We start from the raw sequence: 23626 nt of genomic DNA on the forward strand, positions 1-23626 counted from the left end.
TTTCAAGATATTAACATTTTACACCATAAGCCAAATCACCTGCATCACCCAAGCCGGGAACGATGTAAGACTGAGCAGTTAATTCCTTATCAATTGCTCCGACCCAAATACTGATCGAATCCGGAAGATGTTTTTTGACGAATTCAATAGCCTCCGGTGCTGCAATTGCGGCCACAATATGAATTCTTGCAGGTTTCCCCTGTTTCAGCAAAGCCTTGTACACCATTACCATGGAACTTCCTGTAGCCAGCATCGGATCAGAAATGATCAGGGTTTTTCCATCTATTGAAGGAGCCGCCAAATATTCTACATGAATATCGAAATCTTCGGCAGTTGTGTGTTTTCTGTAAGCAGAAACAAAAGCACTTTCGGCGCGGTCAAAATAATTCAACAAACCTTGGTGCATCGGTAATCCTGCTCTCAAAATGGTTGCCAAAACCGGTTGTTGTTTCAAGGTTGAAACCTCAGCTTCTCCAAGTGGAGTTGTCACCAATTCTGTCTGGTAATCCAATTGCTTGCTTAATTCATAAGCCAATACTTCGGCTACGCGTTCTAAATTACGTCTGAAACGCATGGGATCAGTTTGAATTGTACAATCCCTCAACTCTCCTAAAAAAGTATTGAAGATGGATGCTGACTGACCTAAATTGTAAACCATAGTATTGAATATTGCAGGTGAATTTTGTGCTTTTTAGTAAGTCATTTTGACTCTTCACAAAATAAAGGAATAAAAGCAAACAATTGAAATAAAAATGTGTTTTGTTAATGAATTTTAGCACTTAAAAATAAGTCATATCCCAATCCTTAGATGTAATTTTGCAGCATGGCCAAACAGAGCAAAATTGATTTTAGGATTTTTAAACGACTGCTGAAGTTTGCAAAGCCTTATTCCGGGCTTTTAATTCTGGCTTTTTTGTGCACTGTTTTACTTTCTGTTATTGGCCCTCTAAGACCTATGATCATTGGAAATACCGTGCAGAAATACATTGTAGATTCCAAAGAACCCGAATTATTTTTGAAATGGACCCTGATCGTAGGAGGAATGCTTCTTTTCGAAGCCCTTCTCCAATTTACAACTACCTATTTCTCGAATTTCATGGCACAATCTGTTATCCGTGATATTCGAATAAAAATATTCAATCACTTGTCGACTTTCAGAATGCAGTTTTTCGACCGGTCACCTGTTGGCGGTTTAGTAACTCGTGTGGTTTCCGACATTGAAGCTATTTCAGAAGTCTTCTCTTCGGGATTGATTGATATTTTAGGCGATCTATTGATGCTTATAGTTGTTTTGATCCTCATGTTTACAAGCAACTGGCAGCTCTCACTTCTTGCCCTCATCCCCATTCCGATCCTGATCTTTGCTACCCGGGTTTTTGCGAAAGCTATGCGTAAAAGTTTCCAGCAGGAAGGAACAGCGGTACATCGTTTGAATTCCTTTGTACAGGAACGACTTACCGGAATGAATATCGTTCAGATCTTCGGGAGGGAAAAAATGGAATATGCCGCGTTCCAGGAAGCGAATAAAACACACAGACAAGCTCACGTCAACGCTGTCTGGGCCTTCTCTATCTTCTTCCCGGTTGTAGAATTCCTAAGTTCGCTTTCCATGGCCTTACTTATTGTATGGGCTGCTTTTTCAATGACAGGAGAGCGCATGGGAGACACACAATTATTCGGCACCGTATTTAGTTTTACCCTTTGGATCCAGATGTTGTTCAGACCTATTCGTATGCTGGCAGATAAATTCAACATTCTCCAGCGGGGTATCGTCCGTGCCGATAAAGTATTTGAATTGCTGGATACCCATGAGCACGTTCAGGAATCAGGAACCATTACGGATTGTGATTTTGAACAACCATTAAAATTCGAGCATGTTTATTTCGCCTATAAGGATGAAGATTGGGTTTTGAAAGATATTAACCTGACAATTCAACCCAAGGAAACGATCGCTTTTGTTGGAGCTACCGGAGCAGGTAAAACTTCGATCGTGAATCTTCTGAGCCGTTTCTATGAATATCAAAAAGGAACCATTCACATCGGCGAAGTGGAACTGCGGGAGATACAAATGGACATCCTTCGGAAAAACATTGCCATTGTGCTTCAGGATGTCTTCCTGTTTTCAGACACTATCCATAACAACATCACTTTGGGTAACGAAGCAATTAGCCGCGAAGAAGTTATTGCAGCAGCAAAAGCAGTGGGAGCAGACAGTTTTATCGAGAAACTCCCGAATGGCTACGATTACCAGGTTGGTGAACGGGGCGGTGTTCTATCAGTCGGGCAAAGACAGTTGCTTGCATTTATCCGCGCTTACGTATACAATCCGCATATTTTAATTTTGGACGAGGCCACTTCAAGTGTCGACAACGAATCTGAAATGATGATTCAACGCGCCACCGAACAACTTACCAAAGGAAGAACTTCAATAGTTATCGCACACCGATTATCTACCATACAGGCAGCAGACAAAATCATTGTCCTGGACAAAGGTGAGATCCAGGAAACCGGTTCTCACGAAGAGTTATTACGCAAAGATGGACTGTATAAAAAACTGCACTCCATGCAATTCACAAAGAAATGACAAACGAATTAGGACTTAAGATCGGTGGTGTGCCAGAACATTTTAATTTACCGTGGAGACTTGCAATTGAAGAGGGGAAATTCCAGGAAATCGGTTTAAATCTTCACTGGTCTGACATGAGTGGCGGAACAGGGCAAATGGTCCGCGGACTGGAAACCGGAACAATTGATATTGCGGTTCTTCTAACTGAAGGAATTACTAAGTCTATCTTACAAGGCTTAGACGCAAAAATTTTGGAAGTGTATGTCGTTTCTCCCTTAAACTGGGGAATTCATGTACCAAATAAAGGCGCAATAAAAAAACCGGAAGATATCGAAGATCAAACCTTTGCCATTTCCAGGTACGGTTCCGGATCTCATTTAATGGCTTATGTCATGGCAGACCAATACGATTGGAACCTGGAGGGATTGAAATTTAATGTGATTGGCGATATTTATGGTGGTTTATGGGCACTTGAGAATAATGAAGCTCAGGCATTTTTATGGGAAAAATACACCACCTTTCCATTTGTAGAACAAGGCAAGTGCGATTACGTAGGCGACGTTGTAACCCCATGGCCTTGTTTTGTCATTGCGGCACGAACAGAGGTTGCTGAAAAACATGCGGATCTTCTGAAGAAAATGTGTTCCATTGTGAATCAAAAAGCATTGGAAGTAAAAGAAAATCCTGATTCTGCAGAGATCATTTCCTGGAGGTATAATCTACGTTTGGACCAGGTAAAAGACTGGCTATCCGAAACCGAATGGAATTATAAGGGAATTGAGTATCCGCTTGCTTTTGAAAAGACGACACATTATTTGAAAAAACTCAATTTGCTTTCAGAAGAAGAAGCAGAAGACTGGAGAGATAAACTATTTGTTTAAACCTTCAAACGAGGATAAAAGAGTTCAAGGTTGAAACTTTTTGAACTTTTGAACTTTCTTCTACCATCCGTTTGACTGACGTTTAGCTCTTTTTTGACGTTTTTCGTTCCTTTTCACACTTTTCTTTGCTTCCTTGGATTGTCTTGACCAAAATGCTTTCTTGGATTTTTTCGCTTCCTTTTTAGCTGCTTTGGCCTCTTTCTTCCTGCGTTTGGCAATTGTTTTCTCCGCTTTGGCAATAGAGCCATCCTGACTGTATGATGAAGTAACAGAACCTGCACCAAAAATAAACAGTCCACACAATACAAACAGTTGTAAAAACGTTCTTAACTTCATAATTTTATCATTCCAATTAAGTAAAGTGAAAATACGAATCTTTTTAATGATTTTACTCATAGCCGGCGTTTCTTGTAAAAAAAACAAGTCACACCCTGTGCCGAGTATCGCGTTTGATTTTCAGATCGATCTTACTTTGCCTTCTTACCAGGAATTGAACAATGTTGGCGGCTGGGCCTACGTTTCAGGTGGAATCAAAGGAATTGTTGTTTACCGGCAATCCACAGATGCTTTTGTAGCATGGGAACGAATGTCCCCCGAAGATCCTGACAATACTTGTGTTGAGGGTTTAACACCGGATTCTAGCAATTTCTTACAATTAAATGATCCGTGTTCAGGAGCTAAATTCTCGATGTACGACGGATCACCCATTTCCGGATCAAGCTGGGGTTTGCGAAAATACCAGGCAATCTGGAACGGAAGCAATCTGTTGCGGATTTATAATTGAGGATCAAAAGGTTTAAATAAATCTACATTAAACTTGAACTCCTCACCTCGCTTCCGTCTTCCAAATTTCCACATAAGAATTCGAATTTCTCGGATTAATTCCATGTAAAAATTTGTCTACGAATCCCGGTTCGATCTGGGCCTCCAGGTGCATCTCCGGATAAATGAGTTTGAATGTGTCAATACGCTGGTCTAAAGACTTTTCACCAAAGAAGAAGATATAATCCTGCGGTTCTGTCGTATAATAACTTGCCGGATTAACAGTATCCAAATTCCAGCGCTCCAAAACCTTATAGTTCCATCTACCGGAGTAGAAAAAAGGCATCATCTCAGGATTGGTTTCTCCGGTTGCTTCGATCAAAATATGTTCTCCACCATGCAATTTACCATGCAAAGCATACATTGTATTCACACGGGATTTCTTGGAAGGCATAACCGTAATAATGCAAAGCAACGGAATATTTAAGATCCAAAATGCAACCCAGGAAACTTTCCAGAAACCATTCCAAAACTTACGCGTTCTTAACTGCTCAATTCCAAGGAAAACAAGAATCACAACCAAGGGGAAAATAGTTAAGATAAAACGTTCCTGTCTATTGGGGAAAATAGTGTGAAACAGGAGAAAAACGAATGTCGGAATAAATAAGATAAGGTATTTTTTAGCTGACTTGAAATAAGCTATTAAAGCTAAAATCCCCAATGGAAAGAGCAGGAACCCGAAGAGCACATAAAAATACATGAAGTAGTTTGCATTTTTCATATAGCGCGTTCCTTCATTCATATTGTAAACGACATAACCTTTGAATTCCGCAAATGGATATCCCCAAATGAAATAATCTACAACTCCCTGGGTGAGTACGAACATTACGAGCGAGCCGCCCGTCATTAAGAACAACTTTCTCCATTCCAGCTTAATCAAATAATAGATTCCCAAACCAACGGCATAAATGGCAATTTGATAACGAAAAGAAATAGCTACACCGATCAACAAACCGGCATAGAACAAGGCCCATTTGCGATTGTCCTGTAGTGTCAGCCACACAGCCCACATCAAAAATGGAATACTAACGACCTCCACCAGGTTTCTTACGGATAAGAAAGGCATTGCCCATAAAAGGGCCAGCATCCATCCCACATAACTTGCTGTTTTCCTGTTTGTTAATTTTTCAGTAATTAAATAACCAAATCGAATAACAAGCAGTGAAAATAACGCGTGGATGATCCGGTTGATTAACATCAGCGTTTTCGGGTCCGAAATACCAAAGAATTTCATTGTTACAAAATACAAATAGTTTAATCCGACATAAGTAAAGCTATGTCCTTCCGGAGCAGCGCCGGCAGGTTTATTCCATGGCAGCCAATGATTGTAATCAAATCCGTCTGCCCATGAGCCGGCAGCTTCGATCACCAGAAAATGATCATCGTGCATGCTATAACCTTCGGAGAAAATTGCCGCTATTAAACGAACGATTAATCCTACAAATAAGATTGTTTTAAGTGATGACCAGTTAATGGTTTTAATTCTTTGAGAAAGTTGCATAAGCGAAATTAGCTATAATCCAAAATTAAGCAAGTTCTGTTACTTAATGATTAAATAGATAAAATAAGTGTGCAATGCACATTCAAGGGGATTAATCCCCTTGGAAACACGCGTGTGTGAAACGAAAAAGGAATCCCTTTCGAGATTCCTTTTCCTATTTTATCTGTAAATCGATTTTTTAGTATCTGTATGCATCGGATTTGAACGGACCTTCTACAGCTACTCCAATGTAAGCTGCTTGTTCCTGTGTCAATGTTTCCAATTCCACACCGATCTTAGCTAAATGCAAACGAGCTACTTTTTCATCTAAATGTTTTGGCAACACGTATACATCGTTCTCATAGTTTTTATGGTTTTCCCATAATTCCAATTGAGCCAATGTTTGATTTGTAAATGAATTAGACATTACAAAGGAAGGATGACCTGTTGCACAACCCAAGTTCACCAAACGACCTTCAGCCAGGATAATTACGTCATTTCCTTTAACGTTGTAAATATCTACCTGAGGCTTAACAGTAATTTTTGTAGAACCGTAGTTTGCATTCAACCAAGCCATATCGATTTCGTTATCGAAGTGACCAATGTTACAAACGATCGCTTTGTCTTTCATGTTTTCGAAATGACGACCAACGATGATGTCTTTGTTTCCTGTAGTCGTAACAATGATATCTGCGTTAGAAACTACCGAATCCAATTTTTTAACTTCGTATCCGTCCATTGCAGCTTGTAAAGCACAAATAGGATCGATTTCAGTAACGATTACACGAGCTCCGGCACCACTCAATGAAGCAGCAGAACCTTTACCAACATCACCGTAACCACAAACAACAGCTACTTTTCCAGCCATCATAACATCCGTTGCACGACGAATTGAATCTACCAAAGATTCTTTACATCCGTATTTGTTATCGAATTTTGATTTTGTTACCGAATCATTAACGTTGATTGCAGGCATTACCAAAGTTCCGTTTTTCTTACGCTCATGCAAACGGTGAACACCCGTTGTTGTCTCTTCGGACAATCCACGGATATCAGCAGTCAATTCAGGGAAACGGTCAAAAACCATATTGGTTAAATCACCACCGTCATCCAGGATCATGTTCAAAGGCTTTCCACCTTCAAATGCGAATATCGTTTGCTCAATACACCAGTCAAACTCCTCCTCATTCATACCTTTCCATGCAAAAACAGGAATTCCAGCAGCAGCAATTGCAGCAGCAGCGTGGTCTTGAGTTGAGAAGATATTACATGAAGACCATGTAACTTCCGCTCCTAATTCAACCAAAGTTTCAATCAAAACAGCAGTTTGAATTGTCATGTGCAAACATCCTGCGATACGCGCACCTTTTAAAGGTTTCTTCGCACCGTATTCTGCACGCAATGACATTAATCCCGGCATCTCTGCTTCTGCTAAAACGATCTCTTTACGACCCCACTCTGCAAGCGAAATGTCTTTTACTTTGTAAGCTAATTTTTCTGTTGTATTGCTCATAAATGTTTTATTGCTCAATTTTTACGACTGCAAAGATACAGTATAGGTTTGTGAATTAAAAATGTAAAATGCAAAATTCAAAAGAGTTAAGACTCAATGGTTAGAAGTTCTTAATTCTCTTTCGGGTTTCCGATCAGATACAAAATACCAACCGGACCTGATTTTTGTCTCCCTACTTTCCATTCAAAATTTTCATTCCCTTTCACTCGTGAAACCAACTCATTCATTTCTGGAATAGTATATGTTCGCAGTGCAGAAAGAATTCCATCCAGCATTACAAAAAGTGGAACTAGTGGAATGAAGTATGTGAAAACAATTCTTCCGAATGAAAAAGGGCGAATGAAAGGAGTCATCAATAAAACATTGATCGGTGAAAAAATCATGGCAAGAACGCTTTTCACATTTCGTTCCTGTGACTCAAAAATGGCAATCGGACTCCTGGAATCAACGGCATTTTGCAAGATCTGAACTGCATCTTCTTCTGAAAAATGATGCAGGGAAAGAAACTGGGTCCGGACACCTTTTAATTGTTGCGGGACATTTCGTGCATCCACTGAACTTTTTTCATATTTAAAATTGGACGCCTGTTTACTTACATATTCAAAGGCTTTTAAATTGGGGTAATAATCAGTCAGTATTATTTGTAAATCCGGATGATCTTTCTGTAGGCGTTTAGATAATTTAAACAGACCACCGCCCCCACCTGAGGCCAGGTCAATAATTTGCTGATCCCCGCTTTTCGCAATTGCTTCCGATAAAAGTGGTGTAATTGATTTATAAATATCAAATTGATTGGAGATAAATTGCAAAAAATCAGTCAGGTAATTTCTTAAAAAACCGGGAAACCAGGTTTGATCTTCAAATTCAAATAATTGTTTACGTTTCATAACGAAATATTTAGTATCTTTAGGTCAAAGGTACTAAACTTATTTGAATTAGGTCAGGTTTACTAAAAAATAAATGAAAACAAGAGATAAAATATTGCAAACAGCCCTGGACTTATTCAATAAGCATGGAGTTCCGAATGTAACCTTGCGCCGGATTGCCGCAGAAATGTTCATCAGCCAAGGGAATTTAAATTACCATTTCAAGCACCGGGAAGATATCATTGAAGCCCTCTATTTTCAATTATTGGAAACATTTGAAAGTGAAAAAGCGAAGCTGGATACTGAAAAAATTGATTTTCAATTTGTAATGGATTCTACTCGCGCAGGAATGGAAGCACTTTTCAAATACCGTTTTCTTATGATTGACTTCAACCAGAACATGCGTGAAAATCCGAAACTGCATGAACATTTCAAACAGCTGGAAGAAGTACGGAGAACCACCTATCTGTATTCGTTTGACCTTGCTATTAAAGCCGGAGTTATGCGGGCACCTGCATTCGAAGGAGAATACAACGGATTGAATGAACGAATCCGTGTTTTTAGCGACTACTGGATAGCTTCAGCTGAAGTTTATGGAGAACCTGTGGAAACAACAGTAGATAAGTACCATAACTTATTAGTTGAGATGTTCTTTCCGTATTTTACAAAGGATTCGCAGCGGGAGTTTTTGTTAAAGCGACTTTAAGAAATAAAAAAATCCCCAATCATTTGACCGGGGATTCTCCAACAATAAAAACAGAGTCTAAGGAAACTCTCGTTTAACAATACATTACAAATTAGCCAAAGCTTCTTTTACCAGTTCGGAAACACGTTTCCCATCTGCTTTTCCAGCTAACTGACCGTTTACAGGTCCCATTACTTTACCCATATCCTGAGGTCCGCTGGCACCAACTTCAGCAATTTTTGCCGCGATGATTGCACGAACTTCGTCTTCGGACATCATTTTCGGTAAATAGTCCTCTAAAACTTTTGCCTGAAACAATTCTTCTTCCGCCAAATCATTTCTTCCCTGGTCAACATAAATCTGGTAAGTCTCCATGCGTTGTTTGTGAAGTTTCAAAACGATTTTATTCGCTGCTTCTTCCGTCAACTCACCTGAACTACCGGATGTTGCCTCCAGTAATAATTTACTTTTAATATCACGCAAAACTGCAAGGCGTTCTTTCTCCTTAGCAAGCATCGCGTTTTTTATATCCTGATTGATTTTTTCTGTGAAATTCATTTTTGAGGATTTTAAGATTTTAGGACTTTAAGACATCAGGACTAAATGAGTCTTAATATCTTAAAATCCTGTTGTCTTAATGTCTATTTAGTCTACGTTATCGTGTAAGAACGAGTTATTTGTTTTAATTCCGTCATCAGAAAGTCCGAAGCGGCTCACATTTAATTCTTCGCTTTTAACAACCTGATCCAAATGAATGTTCCTTCTGACGAAAGCAGGTTCGTCTTCCAATTCTTTCAGTCCTTCTGCCTTCTTCAACTTACTGTTGTAATTTTTAATGCGCTCCATACGCTCCATATTACGTCGCTGTAATTCTTCTGCGCTAACAGGAGCCTTTTGAACTACATTTTCCAGTTCAACTTTAGCTTCCGCTTCATCTTCCAGGAAATAACGTTTCGGCTCTTCTTTTTCTTCAACCGAAGGAGTCGACATTGGTGTAACCATTGGTTTTGCCTCAGACTTTACTTCCCAGTCAAACTCAATAGTACCCGAATTTGTTGATTTCACTTCTTCAACTCTTGGATCTGACTTTAAAAAAGGTTCTTCCTCCTTCTTCTCAGGAATAACCTGATGTGTAGGTGAAGTCAAAGGAGTTTTGATCTCATTCTTAGGTTCGTCTTCCAAAACAGAAACTGTTTTTTCAGGAGCTTTTTCAAAACCCGTGAACGGAGTCGAATTAAATCCAGTTGCTACCAAAGTAACACTCAATTTATTTCCAAGAGTCGGATCGTAACCATGTCCCCAAATAACATCTGCAGTAGATCCCGCTTCGTCCTGGATGTAATCCGTGATCTCACCGATCTCATCCATTGTAACTTCGATATCACCGTAAGTAATGTTCAACAAGATGTATTTCGCTCCTTCAATGTTGTTATCGTTCAACAACGGAGATGTCAATGCTTCCTGAACCGCGTTGATCGCACGACCTTCACCTTCAGAAACAGCCGATCCCATAATCGCAACTCCGGAATCACGCATAACCGTGTTCACATCGTTGAAATCCACGTTGATAGCTCCGGTTGTTGTAATTACATCTGCAATTCCTTTTGCGGCAGTAGCCAATACGTTATCAGCCATAGCAAATGCCTGGGCTAATGACATATTCCCACCAACTTCACGCAAACGCTCGTTATTGATTACCAACAAGGTATCAACACACTGACGCATTACATCCAATCCTTCTTCTGCCTGCTGGCGACGGCGGCGTCCTTCAAAAGCAAAAGGAACCGTTACTATACCAACAGTCAATATATTTAATTCTTTAGCAACTTGTGCAATCACAGGAGCAGCACCGGTTCCTGTTCCACCACCCATTCCGGCAGTTACAAAAACCATTTTGGTCCCACCCGAAAGCAGTGCACGAATATCTTCAATATTTTCAACGGCAGCATTTCTACCAATTTCAGGAATTGCCCCCGCACCACGTCCTTCTGTCAGGCTTGGACCCAACTGAATTTTATAAGGCACCGGAGAAATATCCAAAGCCTGACGGTCTGTATTACAAACGATGAAATCAACACCTTTGATTTCCTGATCGAACATGTGGTTTACAGCATTACTTCCACCACCACCAACACCAATCACTTTGATAATTGACGTTGTTCCTTTTGGCAAATCGAACTCCATATGCTTTCTTTTATTGTTGTTGTTATTGTTGTTATTTCTATGACAGAATTTTCATCTTACATAGTTAATACTATTCTTCCTCCGCAAAGAAATTTTTACTCTTTGTTAACAAAGTATCAAAGAAACTTCCTCTTGTTTTCGTTGAGTGTCCTTTCACTTGTCCGGTTACGGACTCTACTTGTTTCTGAGGCACTTCATTCTCGAATCCTTTCATCACCAATCCGATTCCCGTAGCATACATCGGAGATGTAATAGCTTCTATCGTATTTGTCGACGCCAAATGTTCTGTCGGAAGACCAATTCGAGTTGTCATTCCGGTCATGTACTCGAATAACTGCGTGATGTGTTTCAATTGAGATCCACCACCGGTAACGACGATACCTGCAATCATTTTCTTCTCATATCCGGAGTTCACGATTTCATAATGAACATGCTCGATGATTTCTTCCATACGGGCCTGAATAATGCTCGCCAAATTACGAAGCGTAATTTCCTTCGGGTCTCTTCCACGCAATCCGGGAATACAAACCACTTCTGTTTCCAGGCTTTCAGATGCAAGGGCAGAACCGAACTTCACTTTCAATGCTTCAGCATGACGTCGAAGAATGGTACATCCTTCCTTAATATCATCTGTAATCACGTTACCACCGAAAGGAATTACTGCTGTATGACGAATGACTCCTTCATGGAAAATTGCTACATCAGTTGTTCCACCGCCGATATCAACCAAAACAACACCGGCCTCCTTCTCTTCATCATTCAAAACAGCATCCGCAGAAGCGATTGGTTCCAGGATGATATCTTTCACCTGAAGTCCTGCTTTGTCTACACAAACCTTAATATTCTTCGCTGCATTGATCTGACCAGTAATAATATGAAAGTTTGCTTCCAAACGAACTCCCATCATACCGATCGGGTCAATAATCCCCTGCTCATTATCAACGATATATTCCTGGGGCAGCACATGGATAATTTCTTCTCCCGGAGGCATTACCAGCTTATACATATCATCGATAAGCGCATTGATATCTTTCTGGGAAATCTCTACTTCCGGGTTGTTCCGGGTGTAAATACCCCTGTGTTGTAAACTTTTGATGTGTTGTCCTGCAATTCCGACATTCACTACGCGAATAATCAGATCTGCATCTACACGGTTTTGAGCTTCTTCTACAGCAGTTTTGATAGATTGTACTGTTTTCTCAATATTGGACACGATTCCTCTGGCAACACCCAAAGACTCGCTTTTTCCCATGGAAATAATTTCAATTTTCCCATGTTCATTTTTCGTACCGACTAAACATGCAATTTTAGTGGTCCCAATATCCAATCCAACTACAATCTTTTTTCCCACTGACATAAACTCTTCTTTTGCTTCAACCTACATCCCGTTTTGACCGGGATTAAATTTGCCGTTTTGAAACTTGATTAATCGGATTTTCATCCGCTTATTTCTTGTCTTTATCGGGTAAAAATCAGCACATATCGATGTTTTGGTTCTTACCTATAATACGGTATGTACAAACTTAAATTTTATTTGGTCGCGTTCTTCGTGAATTTAGAATACTTATTAAACAAGTATTGTTAATAAAGACAGTGCTGATTTTTAGGTAAAACCTTTGTAAAGGCCAGCAAAAACAGCCCGCTTCAACTATTTAGTTAATTATCAAACTGTTTATAATTTTAAAATAAAAATTTTATGTAATTTTAATAGGACCCACAAATTAATTATTTACCATGCTACAACGACTTTCAATAGTCTTACTACTCTTGTTGATTTCCCAGGTATTAAATGCTCAGAAAACAGACCTGGAGAAAATTGAAAATTTGAAGATCCGAATTAAGCAAGCGACCTATTATGACAGTTCAACGGTGTTTTCACTTGGGAGACAATGCATTCAGCTTGCCAAAAAACTTAATAAAGAGAATGAAATCGGCTATGTTTATCAGTATTACGGAAGTTTCAACTACTATGCAAACAAACTGGGTGAAGCTAAAAAGTATTACTATAAAAGCATTGCCATCGGAGAAAAAACAAAAGACTTCAAACTCATCAATTCCACGAAGATCAGGCTCAACTACTTAACCCTGGACCAGGATGTGCTAAAGGCTGAAAGTGGATTCAAACAGCTTTTACAGGACGCGAAAAAAGGAAATTATATTGAAAATCAGCTTGAGATCTATAATGGATTCGGCATCATGTACGAAACCCGACTGATGTATGATAAAGCCACGGAAAGTTACTTGAAAGGACTGCGCATTTCAGAAAAGCATCATCAAAAATTTGCTACCGGTTATTTGTTGAATAACCTGGCACTTCTCAAATTAAAAGCAAAAAAATACGAAGAAGCAAAAAAAGACCTGGAGCGTGCGCTGATTCTCTCAACCGAAACCAATGAATCACGCCTGCGATTAAATGTATTAAATAACCTGGGCCTGGTCACCCATGAAATTAAAGATTTTCAGGGTTCCGTTATTCATTACAAACAAACGGTTACTGAAGCCAAAAAGATCGGTTTTCCATCCGGAATACTTGCTGCTTACATCAATTTATCCTCGTCTTACCTGGACAATAAACAGTTATCCGAAGCTTCCAAAAGTTGTGATTCAGCTCTTATAATTGTTCAAACATACCGCGACCCTCTTTTCCTGGTCAATGCTTATCTTATGAGAGGAATGGTCTCGACGGAGCAAAAGGATTTTCAAACAGCAGAAAGATGCATTGACTCTATCCGGTTTTTCCTCCAATCATACAACGACCCCAATTTTCGGAAAGAATTGATCGCATTACAGTCAAAATTGGCCTCTGCCCAGGGGAACTTTAAGCTCGCTTATGAACTTGAGCGCCAATACAGCAGTTTATCAGACAGTATCCGGGAAGTTTCCAATGAAAATGAACAAATGAGATTGCAAACCATTTATGGAAAGGAACGTCTTGAAAACGAACTCACCGACTCCAAACAACGGAATAAAATCTTACGGACCAAAAGCGAATTGAAATCGGCCAATTACCGCTTTACTTTCCTGGTGATTTTTTCCCTGTTCCTGCTCGTCCTTGCTGCGATCTACATTTATAATGTCCGAAAATCACGTAAAATCAAATCTGTTTTTTCGCAAAAGTTAATTGAGCAAATCGATGCGGAACGTTCCCGGATCTCCAAAGACCTGCACGACGACATTGGCCAAAGTTTAGCTGTAGTTAAGTCAAAACTCAATTTATTTACGACGGGAAAGATTTCGCAATTGGAAGGTGTTGACGCAGAGATCGGTGACATTTTGGAACAAACAAGAGTACTCAGCCATCAGCTTCATCCAACAGCTTTAGAAAAAATAGGTTTGGAGCGCGCATTGATTTCAATTCTTGAGAAAACGCAATCCGCCACAGACATGCTTTGCAATTTCGACTTCGATCCGGGAGGAAGAACCATTGACTTGGAAACCAGTTCACAAATCTATCGCATCATCCAGGAATGCATATCCAATACCATTAAGCACGCTCATGCGAGTGCTTTAAAGGTTAGCGTAGAAGAAAAGAACGGAGAACTGATCGTTCAATACAGGGACAATGGAATTGGAATATCCGGATCCCAGGATAAATTGGGCTTGGGACTTTTAACTATCCAGGAAAGAACAGCTATAATAGGCGGGCGATTAGATTTAAAAACCGGAACAAACAAGGGAATTTCACTGACAATAACTATTTAGATGAAAGTAATTTTAGCAGATGATCATCCTATATTCAGAAGTGGTCTAAAGTTTCTTCTGGAATCTTCTTTCGACCATGTTGAAATTCAAGCCTACGAAAATGGTGCACAGGTCGTAGACAATATTCCCTCTTTCAAACCGGATATTGTACTGCTTGATATAGATATGCCGGTCCAGAACGGATTGGAAACCTGCTCGATTATCAAACAGCAATACCCCGATTTAGCAGTCATTATTCTTTCCATTCACAAAACCACGGATGTTATTAAACTCGCCTTTTATAATGGCGCGCGGGGATACCTTATCAAAGACAATACTTCAGAAGAAATCGTAGAATGCATTAACTGGGTAAGGGAAGGGAAAACCTATTTACCGCTTGTATTAAGAAATCAGCACAACAAACGCGAGGTTGATCCGAAAATGGAATTAATCACAGATGAAATCAGTTCGCTCACACCGACTGAACTGAAGGTTTTGAAACTTGTAAGCAAAAAGTACTCCAGTAAAGAAATCGCCAACCTGCTCTTTGTATCTCCGAAATCAGTTGAGAATTACAGATCGCGGATCTGCAAAAAGCTGAACCTGGACGCCCGGAACAACAGTCTGATCCTTTGGGTTATGGAAAACAAATTTCTCCTGGATTCGGATCAGCTTCAATAATACAACAAAGAGATCCTATTTTCATAAAACCTCTCTGCTTCGGGGCATAGTTGTGTGTGCTTATATTTTTGTGCAATAGTAAGTTAAATGTGGTGTAAATCAATCCAATGGAAAAATCAGTATAAATCAAGACTGCATTAGGTACGCAACGTGCCCCCACTGGGAATATCAAATCGCCGAAAGCGTGAATATAACCAGTAGGAGCTTTAATTGTTGCTTGCAACCATTCACTTTGGCATCTCTCCATTTTCACCTCCTTGACTCAAGAAGTGTCCACTACCAAAATTGAACAGTTTACAGATGATTTAACGTAAAATCCTGTTGTGATGCAGAACTAAAATACACAACGTAGAAAAAAGTAGTAGTAGATTATTACGTGTCATCTATGTTTTGTAAACCCTAATTTTAATTTCTTAAAGCAAATCTAAATTTACAAAAGCATATATTAAAGAGGGCTGGCCCCTCAAAAAAAAGTTACTAAACTTTAGCAGTAAGAAATTACAACAAGATTTTGTTTCTTCTGTTCAAAAACAAACAATTAAAGCGTGTCTCGCAGGTATGTACACACTACCTGATTGCGGTATTTTAAGTTGATTGTTTTATATTTATTCCATCCAACATAAGGTAAACCGTTGGTATAAAAAACAATTAATTTTTTCAGTTTTTCCCTTACATCACGCTCTGTTGGAGCCGGACCCAACACAATTCGCTGAGCACCAACTCGCGGGATTAGAATAAAATCTCCCCACCTGTCCCTATGCACCTGGCTGATTTGAGCCGTTAAAAAAGGATTTTGATGAATAACCTTAGCTATGTGAAAGATCTCATCCAAGCTCCGCTCATTCTTCAATTTCGGATCCGACTCAATATCCTCAACAAGCAAGGTATCAGACTTATCTTTGATGTTCCCGGTGAAAACCAGGATCCGGGCAGTAAAATTAGGAGTTGGATTCATTGTTGCTCCTTTCGAATCCACATAAAAACTTTCCCCGAACTGATTAAAGATCCGTGCATATGGCTGCCGGATTTTTAATTTGATTCCCCAATTCCCTCCTAATTGTTTGTACACATTTACTTCTTCAACCTCGTGCATCTTTCGAATATTCTCTTCGATTGCAGCGGTATTCAAATTCTTCATTAATTGATTCGGGTAAAAGAGATTCATCCTTTTCAAACGCACCAACAATTCGGTTTCGGTCAAAAATGCATTCTCATCAACCACAGAAATAGAAACATTGGGATTCAAAACGACTGCTTCATCCTGGTTTTTACGTGCTAAAAACAGCACCCCAATGATGGCAGCAGCAAATAAAGCCCAGGCAGCTATTTTCAGTTTCTCTTTCAACTTAATTTTTTTCTAATCTTTTTTTCATTTCAGGAACAATCCGGTCAATATCTCCTGCTCCGATCGTCAAAACAACGCCTTCTTTAATCGTGCTTGCGAATTCCAAAACTTCTTCCGGGGATTTCAGGCGCGCTTTTTTACCGATTTTACGCACCAATTCATCACTGGTAACACCGGGAATCGGCTCCTCTCTCGCCGGGTAAATGGGCATAATAATCGCTTCATCCAATTTAGCAAGCTCACGTACAAACCCTTCTTCAAAATCTCTTGTCCGAGAAAACAAGTGAGGCTGAAAAACACCGATCACTGCCTTGTTGGGATAAAGCAAACGGATGGATGAAACAAGCGCTTCAATTTCGGTCGGATGATGTGCATAATCATCAATATAAATCAATTTTTCCGTGCGTACCTGGTATTCAAAGCGTCTTTTAACACCTTTGAAATTTTGCAGTCCGGAACGAATTTCATTTTCGGAAAGTCCCAATTCTTTACACATAGCTGCAACTGCCAAAGCGTTTTCTGCATTGTGAATGCCCGGCAGCCCTAAAGCCACCTCTTCCCAAACTTCACCATTCATATGAATATCCACGAAAAACTGACCTTTTTCATAATGCAGATCCGTTCCGTTTATCTGAGCACCCGGCTCATTGATTCCATAAGAAATCCCTCTAAATCCGGTTTGACGAAGCGGAAGGCCATATTTATAAATAAGCAGCTGATTCTCCTTGTGCTTATCGGCATATTCCTGGAAGCCTTCGATGAATAATTCCTTGGTGCCATAAATATCCAAATGATCCGGATCCATTGCGGTAATAATACTTGCAAAAGGCTTCAATCGTAGGAAGGAACGATCAAATTCGTCTGCCTCAATTACGGAATAATCTGCGGATGGTTCAACCAAGACATTCGATGAAAAATTAGAAGAAATCCCACCAAGAAAGGCCGAACATTTTAAAGGCGACTGACTTAACACATAAGCAAGCATTGTTGAGGTGGTTGTTTTACCATGCGTTCCAGCAACTCCAAGACCTTTACTTGTTTGTGTGATCAAACCTAAGACCTCGCTGCGTTTTAATACCTTATGATTTTGCTGCACATAAACCAACTCCCCCATATTTTTAGGGATTGCAGGTGTATAAACCACCAGAGTTGAATCTGTCTCCTGGTACTCCTCCGGAAGTTCGTTACCCAAATCACGGAAATGAATAGCAATGCCTTCTTTTTGCAATTCATCCGTTAAAGGAGAAGGAGTTTTGTCGTATCCGGCCACATCAAAACCTTTCGCTTTGAAATAGCGTGCCAGGGCCGACATTCCGATTCCGCCAATGCCTATGAAATAAAAGCGTTTTATGTTGTCCAATTCCATTTTTTCAAACTTCCCCCTTTGGAGGGGGACTGAGGGGGAGGATTTATCAAATTATTTTGACAAAATTTCTTCCCCCGGTTAACCTATCATTCAATTTATCAGTTTTTCAAGTTCGGAAAACAATACACATTTCCTCCCCCTTTATCCCCCTCCAAAGGGGGAAACAAATTCGTACCTACAGCACCAAATTTTCAATCACATCCACTATATCTGTTGTTGCATTCGGTTTTGCCATTCGTTTAATCGCAACACGCAACTCATTCATTTTATCCTCATCATTCAGAACCTGGATCGCTCCGGAGATCAATTGTTCTTTTGCCACATTGTCCTTTATCAGGATTGCGGCCTGATTCTTAACTAAAGCCATCGCATTCTTCGTTTGATGATCTTCGGAAACGTTCGGTGAAGGAACCAAAACAGTCGGCTTGCCCACAATACACAATTCCGAGATTGACAACGCTCCTGCGCGCGAAACGATTACATCTGCAACCGTATATGCCGCATCCATTCTCGCGATAAAATCCGTTAAATAAACCGGAGCTTTTTTCCGAATCTCCAATTCTTGTTTCATCGATTCAAAATAATACTTTCCGCATTGCCATAAAACCTGGACACCTGCCTCTTCCAATTGACTCAAACCCTGAAGAACACCCTCGTTCAATGTCCGTGCTCCGAGACTTCCACCCATTACCAGGATGGTTTTTTTCAATGGATCCAGTACCGGGAATTCTTTGAATGCTTCGTCTTTGCTAATCTCCATACGGTTCACTTCTTCCCGTACCGGATTTCCTGTCAGTCGAATTGAAGCAGGGGGAAAAACACTTTCCAATCCTTCATAAGCTGTGCATACTGCCTTTACTTTCTTAGCCAGCAGGCGATTGGTTTTACCAGGATGCGAGTTTTGTTCCTGAATAAGTGTAGGAATTCCTAAACTTTGAGCCATCCTAAGCGTCGGACCGCTTGCATAACCACCTACCCCAATCACTACTTCGGGTTTAAATTCCTTCAGAATATTCTTAGCCAAAGAAAGACTTTTAAACAACTTGAAAGGAAGCGCTAAATTTTTAATTGTCAGTTTTCGCTGCAGACCGACAATGGGAAGCCCAACAATTTTATATCCTGCTGCAGGAACTTTTTCCATTTCCATTTTTCCTTCTGCACCAACAAACAGAATCTCCACATTCGGGTTGCGTTTTTTTATTTCGTTGGCAATTGCCAATGCCGGAAAGATGTGTCCACCTGTTCCACCGCCTGATATCACTATTTTCTTCAATTCTTTCATGCAAAAACACTTTCAGATTCTACAGAAACCTTTTCTTCTTGTTTTTGGGCAACACCCTGTACAATTCCAATTGCTATACAAGCCATAATCATTGCAGATCCTCCCATTGCCAAAAAAGGCATATTTTGACCTGTAACCGGAAAAATCCCCGTACAAACCATCATGTTTACAGCTGCCTGGGAAAGTAGGAGAATTCCAATTCCCAAACAAACATACGTCTCAAAGAGCTGTTCGGCCCTGAGCCCAATCCGCATAATCCTGTAAAGCATAATCAGGTAGAGCAGCACCAAGATGATCGCTGCGAATGACCCGAACTCTTCCACAAAGGATGCGAAGAAAAAATCGGCATAGGCTTCCGGAATAAATTCTTTCACCTTTCCCTTTCCTACGCCCTGACCAAAGAAGCCACCCAAATAAATTGCCTGTTCAGCACTTTTTGCCTGCATATTCCCGGGAGAATCAATGTCATCCGCATTCTCATACCTGTTCGTAATTCGGTTCATCCAGGTTTCGTAACGTGGTAAAATATTCAGGTCGGGTAACGCTTTATGCAAGCCAACCGCCATTACGAATAACAGGATTCCCGCAAAAATGACTGAAAAGAGTTTGGAAAAAGGTACTCTTCCGAGGAAAAGCAACATAAAGCTGATCATAAACAGAATGGCAGCCGTTGAAAAGTTATCTTTAACAATCAACCCACAAATAATAACTATCGGTGCCATTACCGGTAAAAAGCCTTTTTTCCAATCACTCATTTCGTCCTTCTTCTTTACAAGCATCCTGGAAACATAGATCAACAGAGCCAACTTGGCAAAATCCGAAGACTGGAAGGTCAATCCCACAAAAGGAATCTTCACCCATCGGCCCGCTTCATTTACTTTCGTCCCGAAGAAAAGCGTAAAAATTAACAAGGCAATTGAGCCGTAATAAATGATCTTGGACATCTTGGAAATGTACATCGGATCGCGTTTATGGACCCAATACATTGCCAATACGGCCAGAAGTATATAAATAAAATGCTTAAACAAATACTTAAATGGTGTTCCGCCTTCGATCTTCACTAAGATCGGAACGAAACTGTAAACAGAAACCAACGAAAACCCAAGTAAAATGAGCGTAATTACCCAAATCACCAAATCTCCTTTAAAGTGTTTTCTTAGAAACTGTACCATTTTTATTGATGTAACTTGACAAAGTTCTCAAAGACCTCCATTTTTGTTTTCCACTCATTTCCCTGAACGGTAAAAAGTAAAATATGCCTTGAGCGCTTGTTCTTTTTCAAAAATTCCAATGCATCTTCCAACGATTCAGTTCCGGTAACCAAAGGCATCGCGGAAATAATATCAGACGGAAGTGAAAGCTGCGGATTATCAAACTGAGCACACCACTGAATAGAGCGCAAAGTTTCAGGATCCACTTGTGCCATTTCCTGAATACTGATCTCATTCGACATCCAGAAAACCGGAAACGGGAAGGTGGAAATTGTTGCAGAAAGTTCAACAACAGCTGGTTTATACCATGTGAATACATCCATTCCCCAAAGTTTACCCAAGGGTCTCAGGGACATTCTCTCAGCTGCATCAAGCGACTCCTTTCGGGCCTGAAGCAGTTGGGCTTGCTGATCAACCTTTTTAATTTCCATGACCGGCGGATTAAAGTGAACGCACTGCCTCTTTAAATTGATTTCCTCTGTCTTCGTAATTTTCGAACAGGTCAAAACTAGCACAAGCAGGCGACAACAAAACTGTTTCGTCTTTCTTTGCTAAACGGTAACCGTAAGCCACAGCCTCCATTGCAGAACCTGCTTCAACGATTGTTTCTACATGATCGGAAAACGTATCGATGATCTTCTGATTGTCTTTTCCAAGGCAGATAATTGCTTTTACCTTTTCTTTTACCAATTCGACCAATTCGGAATAATCATTCCCTTTATCGACACCTCCAACGATCCAAACAGTTGGCTGCTCCATACTTTCCAATGCAAACCACGTTGAATTGACATTTGTTGCTTTTGAATCATTGATAAACTCAATGCCGCAAACCTTTGCAACGAACTCCAGACGGTGTTCCACATTTACAAAGTCAGCCAAACTTTCGCGCACGATTTCCTTGCGAATATCAAGGATTCTTCCCGCAAGCCCGGAAGCCAGGGAATTTTGGGTATTGTGCTTACCCTTCAAAGCTAGTTCATGTATAGACATAGTGAATTGATTGTTAAAGTTTATGATGAGTTGTTTGTTTGCTACATATGCTCCCTGTTCAAATTCCTGTGTCAATGAAAAGGGAAGTTTTTTTGCCGGAACGGAGCGTTTCTCCAGTTCGGCGAGTATTGTTTTATCGTCTGCGTTATAGATGAAATAGTCATCTGCCGTTTGATTGTTCAGAATCCGGAACTTCGAGTTCACATACAACTGCATGTTGTATTCGTAGCGATCCAAATGATCCGGAGTTATGTTTGTCAGAATTGCAATTTCTGCTTTGAAATCTTCCATATCATCCAGCTGGAACGAACTTAGTTCCAACACGTAGATTTCATTATCTTCCAATGCAACCTGCTTAGCGAAACTATACCCTACATTTCCGGCCAATCCCACTTTCAAACCTGCTTTCTTTAGCATGTGATGGATCAGCATGGTGGTAGTAGTCTTCCCGTTACTTCCGGTAATACATATTTTTCGTGCCGTAGTGAAATAACCTGCAAATTCGATCTCGGAAATCACTTTGATCCCTTTCTCGCGAATTGCTTTCATAACCGGGGCCTTCTCAGGAATTCCCGGGGACTTAATCACCAATTCAGCTTCAAGGATACGATCCATCGTATGCGATCCCTGCTCCCATTCCAATTGATGCGCATTCAATTCCGTCTGAAACGAATCCTTGATACTCCCAAAATCGGAAACGAAGACCTTCGCACCCTTTACTTTTGCAAGAATCGCAGCACCGACACCACTTTCGCCAGCGCCCAAAACAACCACTATTTTGTTTCGAATGTTCATTAACGTAGTTTCAGAGTTACGATTGATACAACTGCCAAGAGAATTGCTACGATCCAGAAGCGGGAAACAATTTTCGCCTCGTGCAAGCCTTTTTTCTGGTAATGATGATGCAAAGGAGCCATTCTGAAAATCCTTCGTCCTTCACCAAATCGTTTTTTCGTGTATTTGAAATAACCGACTTGCATGATGACAGACAAGTTCTCGACCAAGAAAATTCCGCACAACACCGGGATCAATAATTCCTTACGGATAGAGATTGCAAATACCGCAATGATTCCCCCCAAAGCCAAACTTCCGGTATCTCCCATGAAGACCTGCGCCGGATAACTGTTGTACCACAAAAAGCCGATACAAGCCCCCACAAATGCCGCAATAAATATCACGAGTTCTTCAGCGTAAGGAACGTACATCACATTCAGATAATCGGCGAAATGCACATTGGAAGTTACATAGGCCAAAACGGCCAATGCAATTCCAGCAATTGCACTTGTTCCGGTGGCCAAGCCATCGAGTCCGTCGGTCATATTTGCCCCGTTTGAAACAGCAATGACCACAATAATCACAAATGGAATAAAGAGCATCCATCCATAGGATTTATCGATATCACCGATCAACCAGTTGTAATTGAACTCGTTGTTCTTTACGAATGGAATGGTAGTAGTCATATCGCGTGTCACAATCCATTTCGAAGGAATCGTATCAACGATATCTTTCGAGTGCTGATGAGTCACGAAGGATTCACCCGACTGCAGGTGATAGTTTGCAGGCACCTTTTTGTGAACCTGTACATCCGGATGGAAGTACAAAATTGAGCCGACAATAATTCCCACACCGATTTGACCTACAACTTTAAATTTCCCTTTTAATCCTTCTTTGTTCTTTTTAAATACTTTGATGTAATCATCTATCAAACCGATTATTCCCAGCCAAACGGTTGCAAGAAGCATCGTAAACACATATACATTATGCAGCTTTGCAAACAAAAGTGTTGGGATCAGGATTGCAGAAAGAATAATAATACCTCCCATTGTCGGAGTCCCTGATTTCTCAATCTGGCCAGCCAATCCAAGATCACGAACAGTTTCCCCGATTTGCTGACGACGCAGCAAGTTGATCAAGCGCTTTCCGAAAATAATAGACACAATCAATGAAGTAATCAACGCCATTGCAGCCCTGAATGAGATGTAATGGAAAAGCCCCGCTCCCGGGAAATCCAATTGTTCTAAATAATTAAAGAGGTATGTTAACATGTCTTTCTATTTAAAATTCATTTTATCT

At 40.3% G+C, this 23626-nt stretch carries 21 protein-coding genes; 6 read left to right on the forward strand and 15 right to left on the reverse strand.

Annotation, left to right across the window (positions count from 1 at the left end; genetic code table 11):
* Positions 1 to 10: 10 nt before the first annotated feature.
* Complete coding sequence (gene upp, locus K0S23_RS14270) at positions 11 to 658, reverse strand: uracil phosphoribosyltransferase (protein ID WP_300358698.1); 648 nt, start codon at positions 656 to 658, stop codon at positions 11 to 13.
* Positions 659 to 823: 165 nt separating this feature from the next.
* Here upp and K0S23_RS14275 point away from each other — a divergent pair, with 165 nt between their 5' ends.
* Both K0S23_RS14275 and K0S23_RS14280 read left to right on the forward strand, forming a co-directional pair.
* The gene (locus tag K0S23_RS14275; protein WP_300358700.1) at positions 824 to 2584 is read left to right on the forward strand and encodes an ABC transporter ATP-binding protein; all 1761 of its coding nucleotides are present in this window, start codon (positions 824 to 826) and stop codon (positions 2582 to 2584) included.
* On the forward strand, positions 2581 to 3447 hold the full coding sequence (locus K0S23_RS14280) for a substrate-binding domain-containing protein (protein ID WP_300358702.1): 867 nt from the start codon (positions 2581 to 2583) through the stop codon (positions 3445 to 3447). The genes K0S23_RS14275 and K0S23_RS14280 overlap by 4 nt, the downstream gene beginning before the upstream one ends.
* A gap of 60 nt (positions 3448 to 3507) precedes the next feature.
* Here K0S23_RS14280 and K0S23_RS14285 read toward each other — a convergent pair whose 3' ends face one another.
* On the reverse strand, positions 3508 to 3843 hold the full coding sequence (locus K0S23_RS14285; RefSeq protein WP_300358704.1) for a hypothetical protein: 336 nt from the start codon (positions 3841 to 3843) through the stop codon (positions 3508 to 3510).
* Here K0S23_RS14285 and K0S23_RS14290 point away from each other — a divergent pair.
* On the forward strand, positions 3830 to 4231 hold the full coding sequence (locus K0S23_RS14290) for a hypothetical protein (RefSeq protein WP_300358706.1): 402 nt from the start codon (positions 3830 to 3832) through the stop codon (positions 4229 to 4231). The genes K0S23_RS14285 and K0S23_RS14290 overlap by 14 nt on opposite strands.
* 42 nt (positions 4232 to 4273) lie before the next feature.
* On the opposite strand, the gene K0S23_RS14295 is transcribed toward K0S23_RS14290, so the two are convergent.
* From K0S23_RS14295 to K0S23_RS14305, 3 genes are all read right to left on the reverse strand, one after another.
* Positions 4274 to 5770: a glycosyltransferase family 39 protein gene (locus K0S23_RS14295; RefSeq protein WP_300358708.1), complete on the reverse strand. Its 1497-nt coding sequence runs from the start codon at positions 5768 to 5770 to the stop codon at positions 4274 to 4276.
* A gap of 178 nt (positions 5771 to 5948) precedes the next feature.
* The gene (gene ahcY / locus K0S23_RS14300; RefSeq protein WP_300358710.1) at positions 5949 to 7262 is read right to left on the reverse strand and encodes an adenosylhomocysteinase; all 1314 of its coding nucleotides are present in this window, start codon (positions 7260 to 7262) and stop codon (positions 5949 to 5951) included.
* A gap of 110 nt (positions 7263 to 7372) precedes the next feature.
* Positions 7373 to 8149 (reverse strand): hypothetical protein, encoded by a 777-nt coding sequence (locus K0S23_RS14305; protein WP_300358712.1) that lies wholly within the window; start codon positions 8147 to 8149, stop codon positions 7373 to 7375.
* A 73-nt stretch (positions 8150 to 8222) separates the two neighbouring features.
* On the opposite strand from K0S23_RS14305, the gene K0S23_RS14310 reads away from it, so the two are divergent.
* Positions 8223 to 8834 (forward strand): TetR/AcrR family transcriptional regulator, encoded by a 612-nt coding sequence (locus K0S23_RS14310; protein ID WP_300358715.1) that lies wholly within the window; start codon positions 8223 to 8225, stop codon positions 8832 to 8834.
* A gap of 84 nt (positions 8835 to 8918) precedes the next feature.
* On the opposite strand, the gene K0S23_RS14315 is transcribed toward K0S23_RS14310, so the two are convergent.
* The 3 genes from K0S23_RS14315 to ftsA all read right to left on the reverse strand — a co-directional run bounded on the left by K0S23_RS14315 (position 8919) and on the right by ftsA (position 12354).
* Positions 8919 to 9371 (reverse strand): GatB/YqeY domain-containing protein, encoded by a 453-nt coding sequence (locus tag K0S23_RS14315; protein WP_300358717.1) that lies wholly within the window; start codon positions 9369 to 9371, stop codon positions 8919 to 8921.
* Positions 9372 to 9458: 87 nt separating this feature from the next.
* On the reverse strand, positions 9459 to 10997 hold the full coding sequence (gene ftsZ / locus K0S23_RS14320) for a cell division protein FtsZ (protein WP_300358719.1): 1539 nt from the start codon (positions 10995 to 10997) through the stop codon (positions 9459 to 9461).
* 70 nt (positions 10998 to 11067) lie between these two features.
* Positions 11068 to 12354: a cell division protein FtsA gene (gene ftsA, locus K0S23_RS14325; RefSeq protein WP_300358722.1), complete on the reverse strand. Its 1287-nt coding sequence runs from the start codon at positions 12352 to 12354 to the stop codon at positions 11068 to 11070.
* A 377-nt stretch (positions 12355 to 12731) separates the two neighbouring features.
* On the opposite strand from ftsA, the gene K0S23_RS14330 reads away from it, so the two are divergent.
* Together K0S23_RS14330 and K0S23_RS14335 are read left to right on the forward strand one after the other, a co-directional pair.
* Positions 12732 to 14699: a sensor histidine kinase gene (locus tag K0S23_RS14330; RefSeq protein WP_300358724.1), complete on the forward strand. Its 1968-nt coding sequence runs from the start codon at positions 12732 to 12734 to the stop codon at positions 14697 to 14699.
* A complete protein-coding gene (locus tag K0S23_RS14335; RefSeq protein WP_300358726.1) occupies positions 14700 to 15359 on the forward strand; it encodes a response regulator transcription factor in 660 nt (219 codons plus the stop codon). It abuts the gene before it with no gap.
* A 538-nt stretch (positions 15360 to 15897) separates the two neighbouring features.
* Here K0S23_RS14335 and K0S23_RS14340 read toward each other — a convergent pair.
* The 7 genes from K0S23_RS14340 to mraY form a co-directional block, all read right to left on the reverse strand.
* Positions 15898 to 16704, reverse strand: coding sequence for a hypothetical protein (locus K0S23_RS14340; RefSeq protein ID WP_300358728.1), 807 nt, complete (start codon positions 16702 to 16704; stop codon positions 15898 to 15900).
* Position 16705: 1 nt separating this feature from the next.
* Positions 16706 to 18070, reverse strand: a complete 1365-nt coding sequence (gene murC, locus K0S23_RS14345) for a UDP-N-acetylmuramate--L-alanine ligase (protein ID WP_300358730.1) — start codon at positions 18068 to 18070, stop codon at positions 16706 to 16708.
* 175 nt (positions 18071 to 18245) lie between these two features.
* The gene (murG, locus tag K0S23_RS14350; RefSeq protein ID WP_300358732.1) at positions 18246 to 19352 is read right to left on the reverse strand and encodes an undecaprenyldiphospho-muramoylpentapeptide beta-N-acetylglucosaminyltransferase; all 1107 of its coding nucleotides are present in this window, start codon (positions 19350 to 19352) and stop codon (positions 18246 to 18248) included.
* Positions 19349 to 20524: an FtsW/RodA/SpoVE family cell cycle protein gene (locus K0S23_RS14355; RefSeq protein ID WP_300358735.1), complete on the reverse strand. Its 1176-nt coding sequence runs from the start codon at positions 20522 to 20524 to the stop codon at positions 19349 to 19351. The genes murG and K0S23_RS14355 overlap by 4 nt, the downstream gene beginning before the upstream one ends.
* Positions 20525 to 20526: 2 nt before the next feature.
* Complete coding sequence (locus K0S23_RS14360; protein ID WP_300358737.1) at positions 20527 to 20994, reverse strand: hypothetical protein; 468 nt, start codon at positions 20992 to 20994, stop codon at positions 20527 to 20529.
* Positions 20995 to 21004: 10 nt separating this feature from the next.
* Positions 21005 to 22348 carry a UDP-N-acetylmuramoyl-L-alanine--D-glutamate ligase gene (gene murD, locus K0S23_RS14365; RefSeq protein WP_300358739.1) on the reverse strand — a complete coding sequence of 448 codons (1344 nt, stop codon included), beginning with the start codon at positions 22346 to 22348 and terminating at the stop codon, positions 21005 to 21007.
* Positions 22348 to 23598, reverse strand: coding sequence for a phospho-N-acetylmuramoyl-pentapeptide-transferase (mraY, locus tag K0S23_RS14370; RefSeq protein WP_300358741.1), 1251 nt, complete (start codon positions 23596 to 23598; stop codon positions 22348 to 22350). Before mraY ends, murD begins: the two co-directional genes overlap by 1 nt.
* Positions 23599 to 23626 lie beyond the last annotated feature (28 nt).

Source organism: Fluviicola sp. (assembly GCF_029266855.1).
Lineage (GTDB): Bacteria > Bacteroidota > Bacteroidia > Flavobacteriales_D > Crocinitomicaceae > Fluviicola.

Coding starts and splice junctions, on each gene's coding strand:
- upp (WP_300358698.1), bottom strand. CDS start 658: ATGGTTTACAATTTAGGTCAGTCAGCATCCATCTTCAATACTTTTTTA.
- K0S23_RS14275 (WP_300358700.1), top strand. CDS start 824: ATGGCCAAACAGAGCAAAATTGATTTTAGGATTTTTAAACGACTGCTG.
- K0S23_RS14280 (WP_300358702.1), top strand. CDS start 2,581: ATGACAAACGAATTAGGACTTAAGATCGGTGGTGTGCCAGAACATTTT.
- K0S23_RS14290 (WP_300358706.1), top strand. CDS start 3,830: ATGATTTTACTCATAGCCGGCGTTTCTTGTAAAAAAAACAAGTCACAC.
- K0S23_RS14285 (WP_300358704.1), bottom strand. CDS start 3,843: ATGAGTAAAATCATTAAAAAGATTCGTATTTTCACTTTACTTAATTGG.
- K0S23_RS14295 (WP_300358708.1), bottom strand. CDS start 5,770: ATGCAACTTTCTCAAAGAATTAAAACCATTAACTGGTCATCACTTAAA.
- ahcY (WP_300358710.1), bottom strand. CDS start 7,262: ATGAGCAATACAACAGAAAAATTAGCTTACAAAGTAAAAGACATTTCG.
- K0S23_RS14305 (WP_300358712.1), bottom strand. CDS start 8,149: ATGAAACGTAAACAATTATTTGAATTTGAAGATCAAACCTGGTTTCCC.
- K0S23_RS14310 (WP_300358715.1), top strand. CDS start 8,223: ATGAAAACAAGAGATAAAATATTGCAAACAGCCCTGGACTTATTCAAT.
- K0S23_RS14315 (WP_300358717.1), bottom strand. CDS start 9,371: ATGAATTTCACAGAAAAAATCAATCAGGATATAAAAAACGCGATGCTT.
- ftsZ (WP_300358719.1), bottom strand. CDS start 10,997: ATGGAGTTCGATTTGCCAAAAGGAACAACGTCAATTATCAAAGTGATT.
- ftsA (WP_300358722.1), bottom strand. CDS start 12,354: ATGTCAGTGGGAAAAAAGATTGTAGTTGGATTGGATATTGGGACCACT.
- K0S23_RS14330 (WP_300358724.1), top strand. CDS start 12,732: ATGCTACAACGACTTTCAATAGTCTTACTACTCTTGTTGATTTCCCAG.
- K0S23_RS14335 (WP_300358726.1), top strand. CDS start 14,700: ATGAAAGTAATTTTAGCAGATGATCATCCTATATTCAGAAGTGGTCTA.
- murC (WP_300358730.1), bottom strand. CDS start 18,070: ATGGAATTGGACAACATAAAACGCTTTTATTTCATAGGCATTGGCGGA.
- murG (WP_300358732.1), bottom strand. CDS start 19,352: ATGAAAGAATTGAAGAAAATAGTGATATCAGGCGGTGGAACAGGTGGA.
- K0S23_RS14355 (WP_300358735.1), bottom strand. CDS start 20,524: ATGGTACAGTTTCTAAGAAAACACTTTAAAGGAGATTTGGTGATTTGG.
- K0S23_RS14360 (WP_300358737.1), bottom strand. CDS start 20,994: ATGGAAATTAAAAAGGTTGATCAGCAAGCCCAACTGCTTCAGGCCCGA.
- murD (WP_300358739.1), bottom strand. CDS start 22,348: ATGAACATTCGAAACAAAATAGTGGTTGTTTTGGGCGCTGGCGAAAGT.
- mraY (WP_300358741.1), bottom strand. CDS start 23,598: ATGTTAACATACCTCTTTAATTATTTAGAACAATTGGATTTCCCGGGA.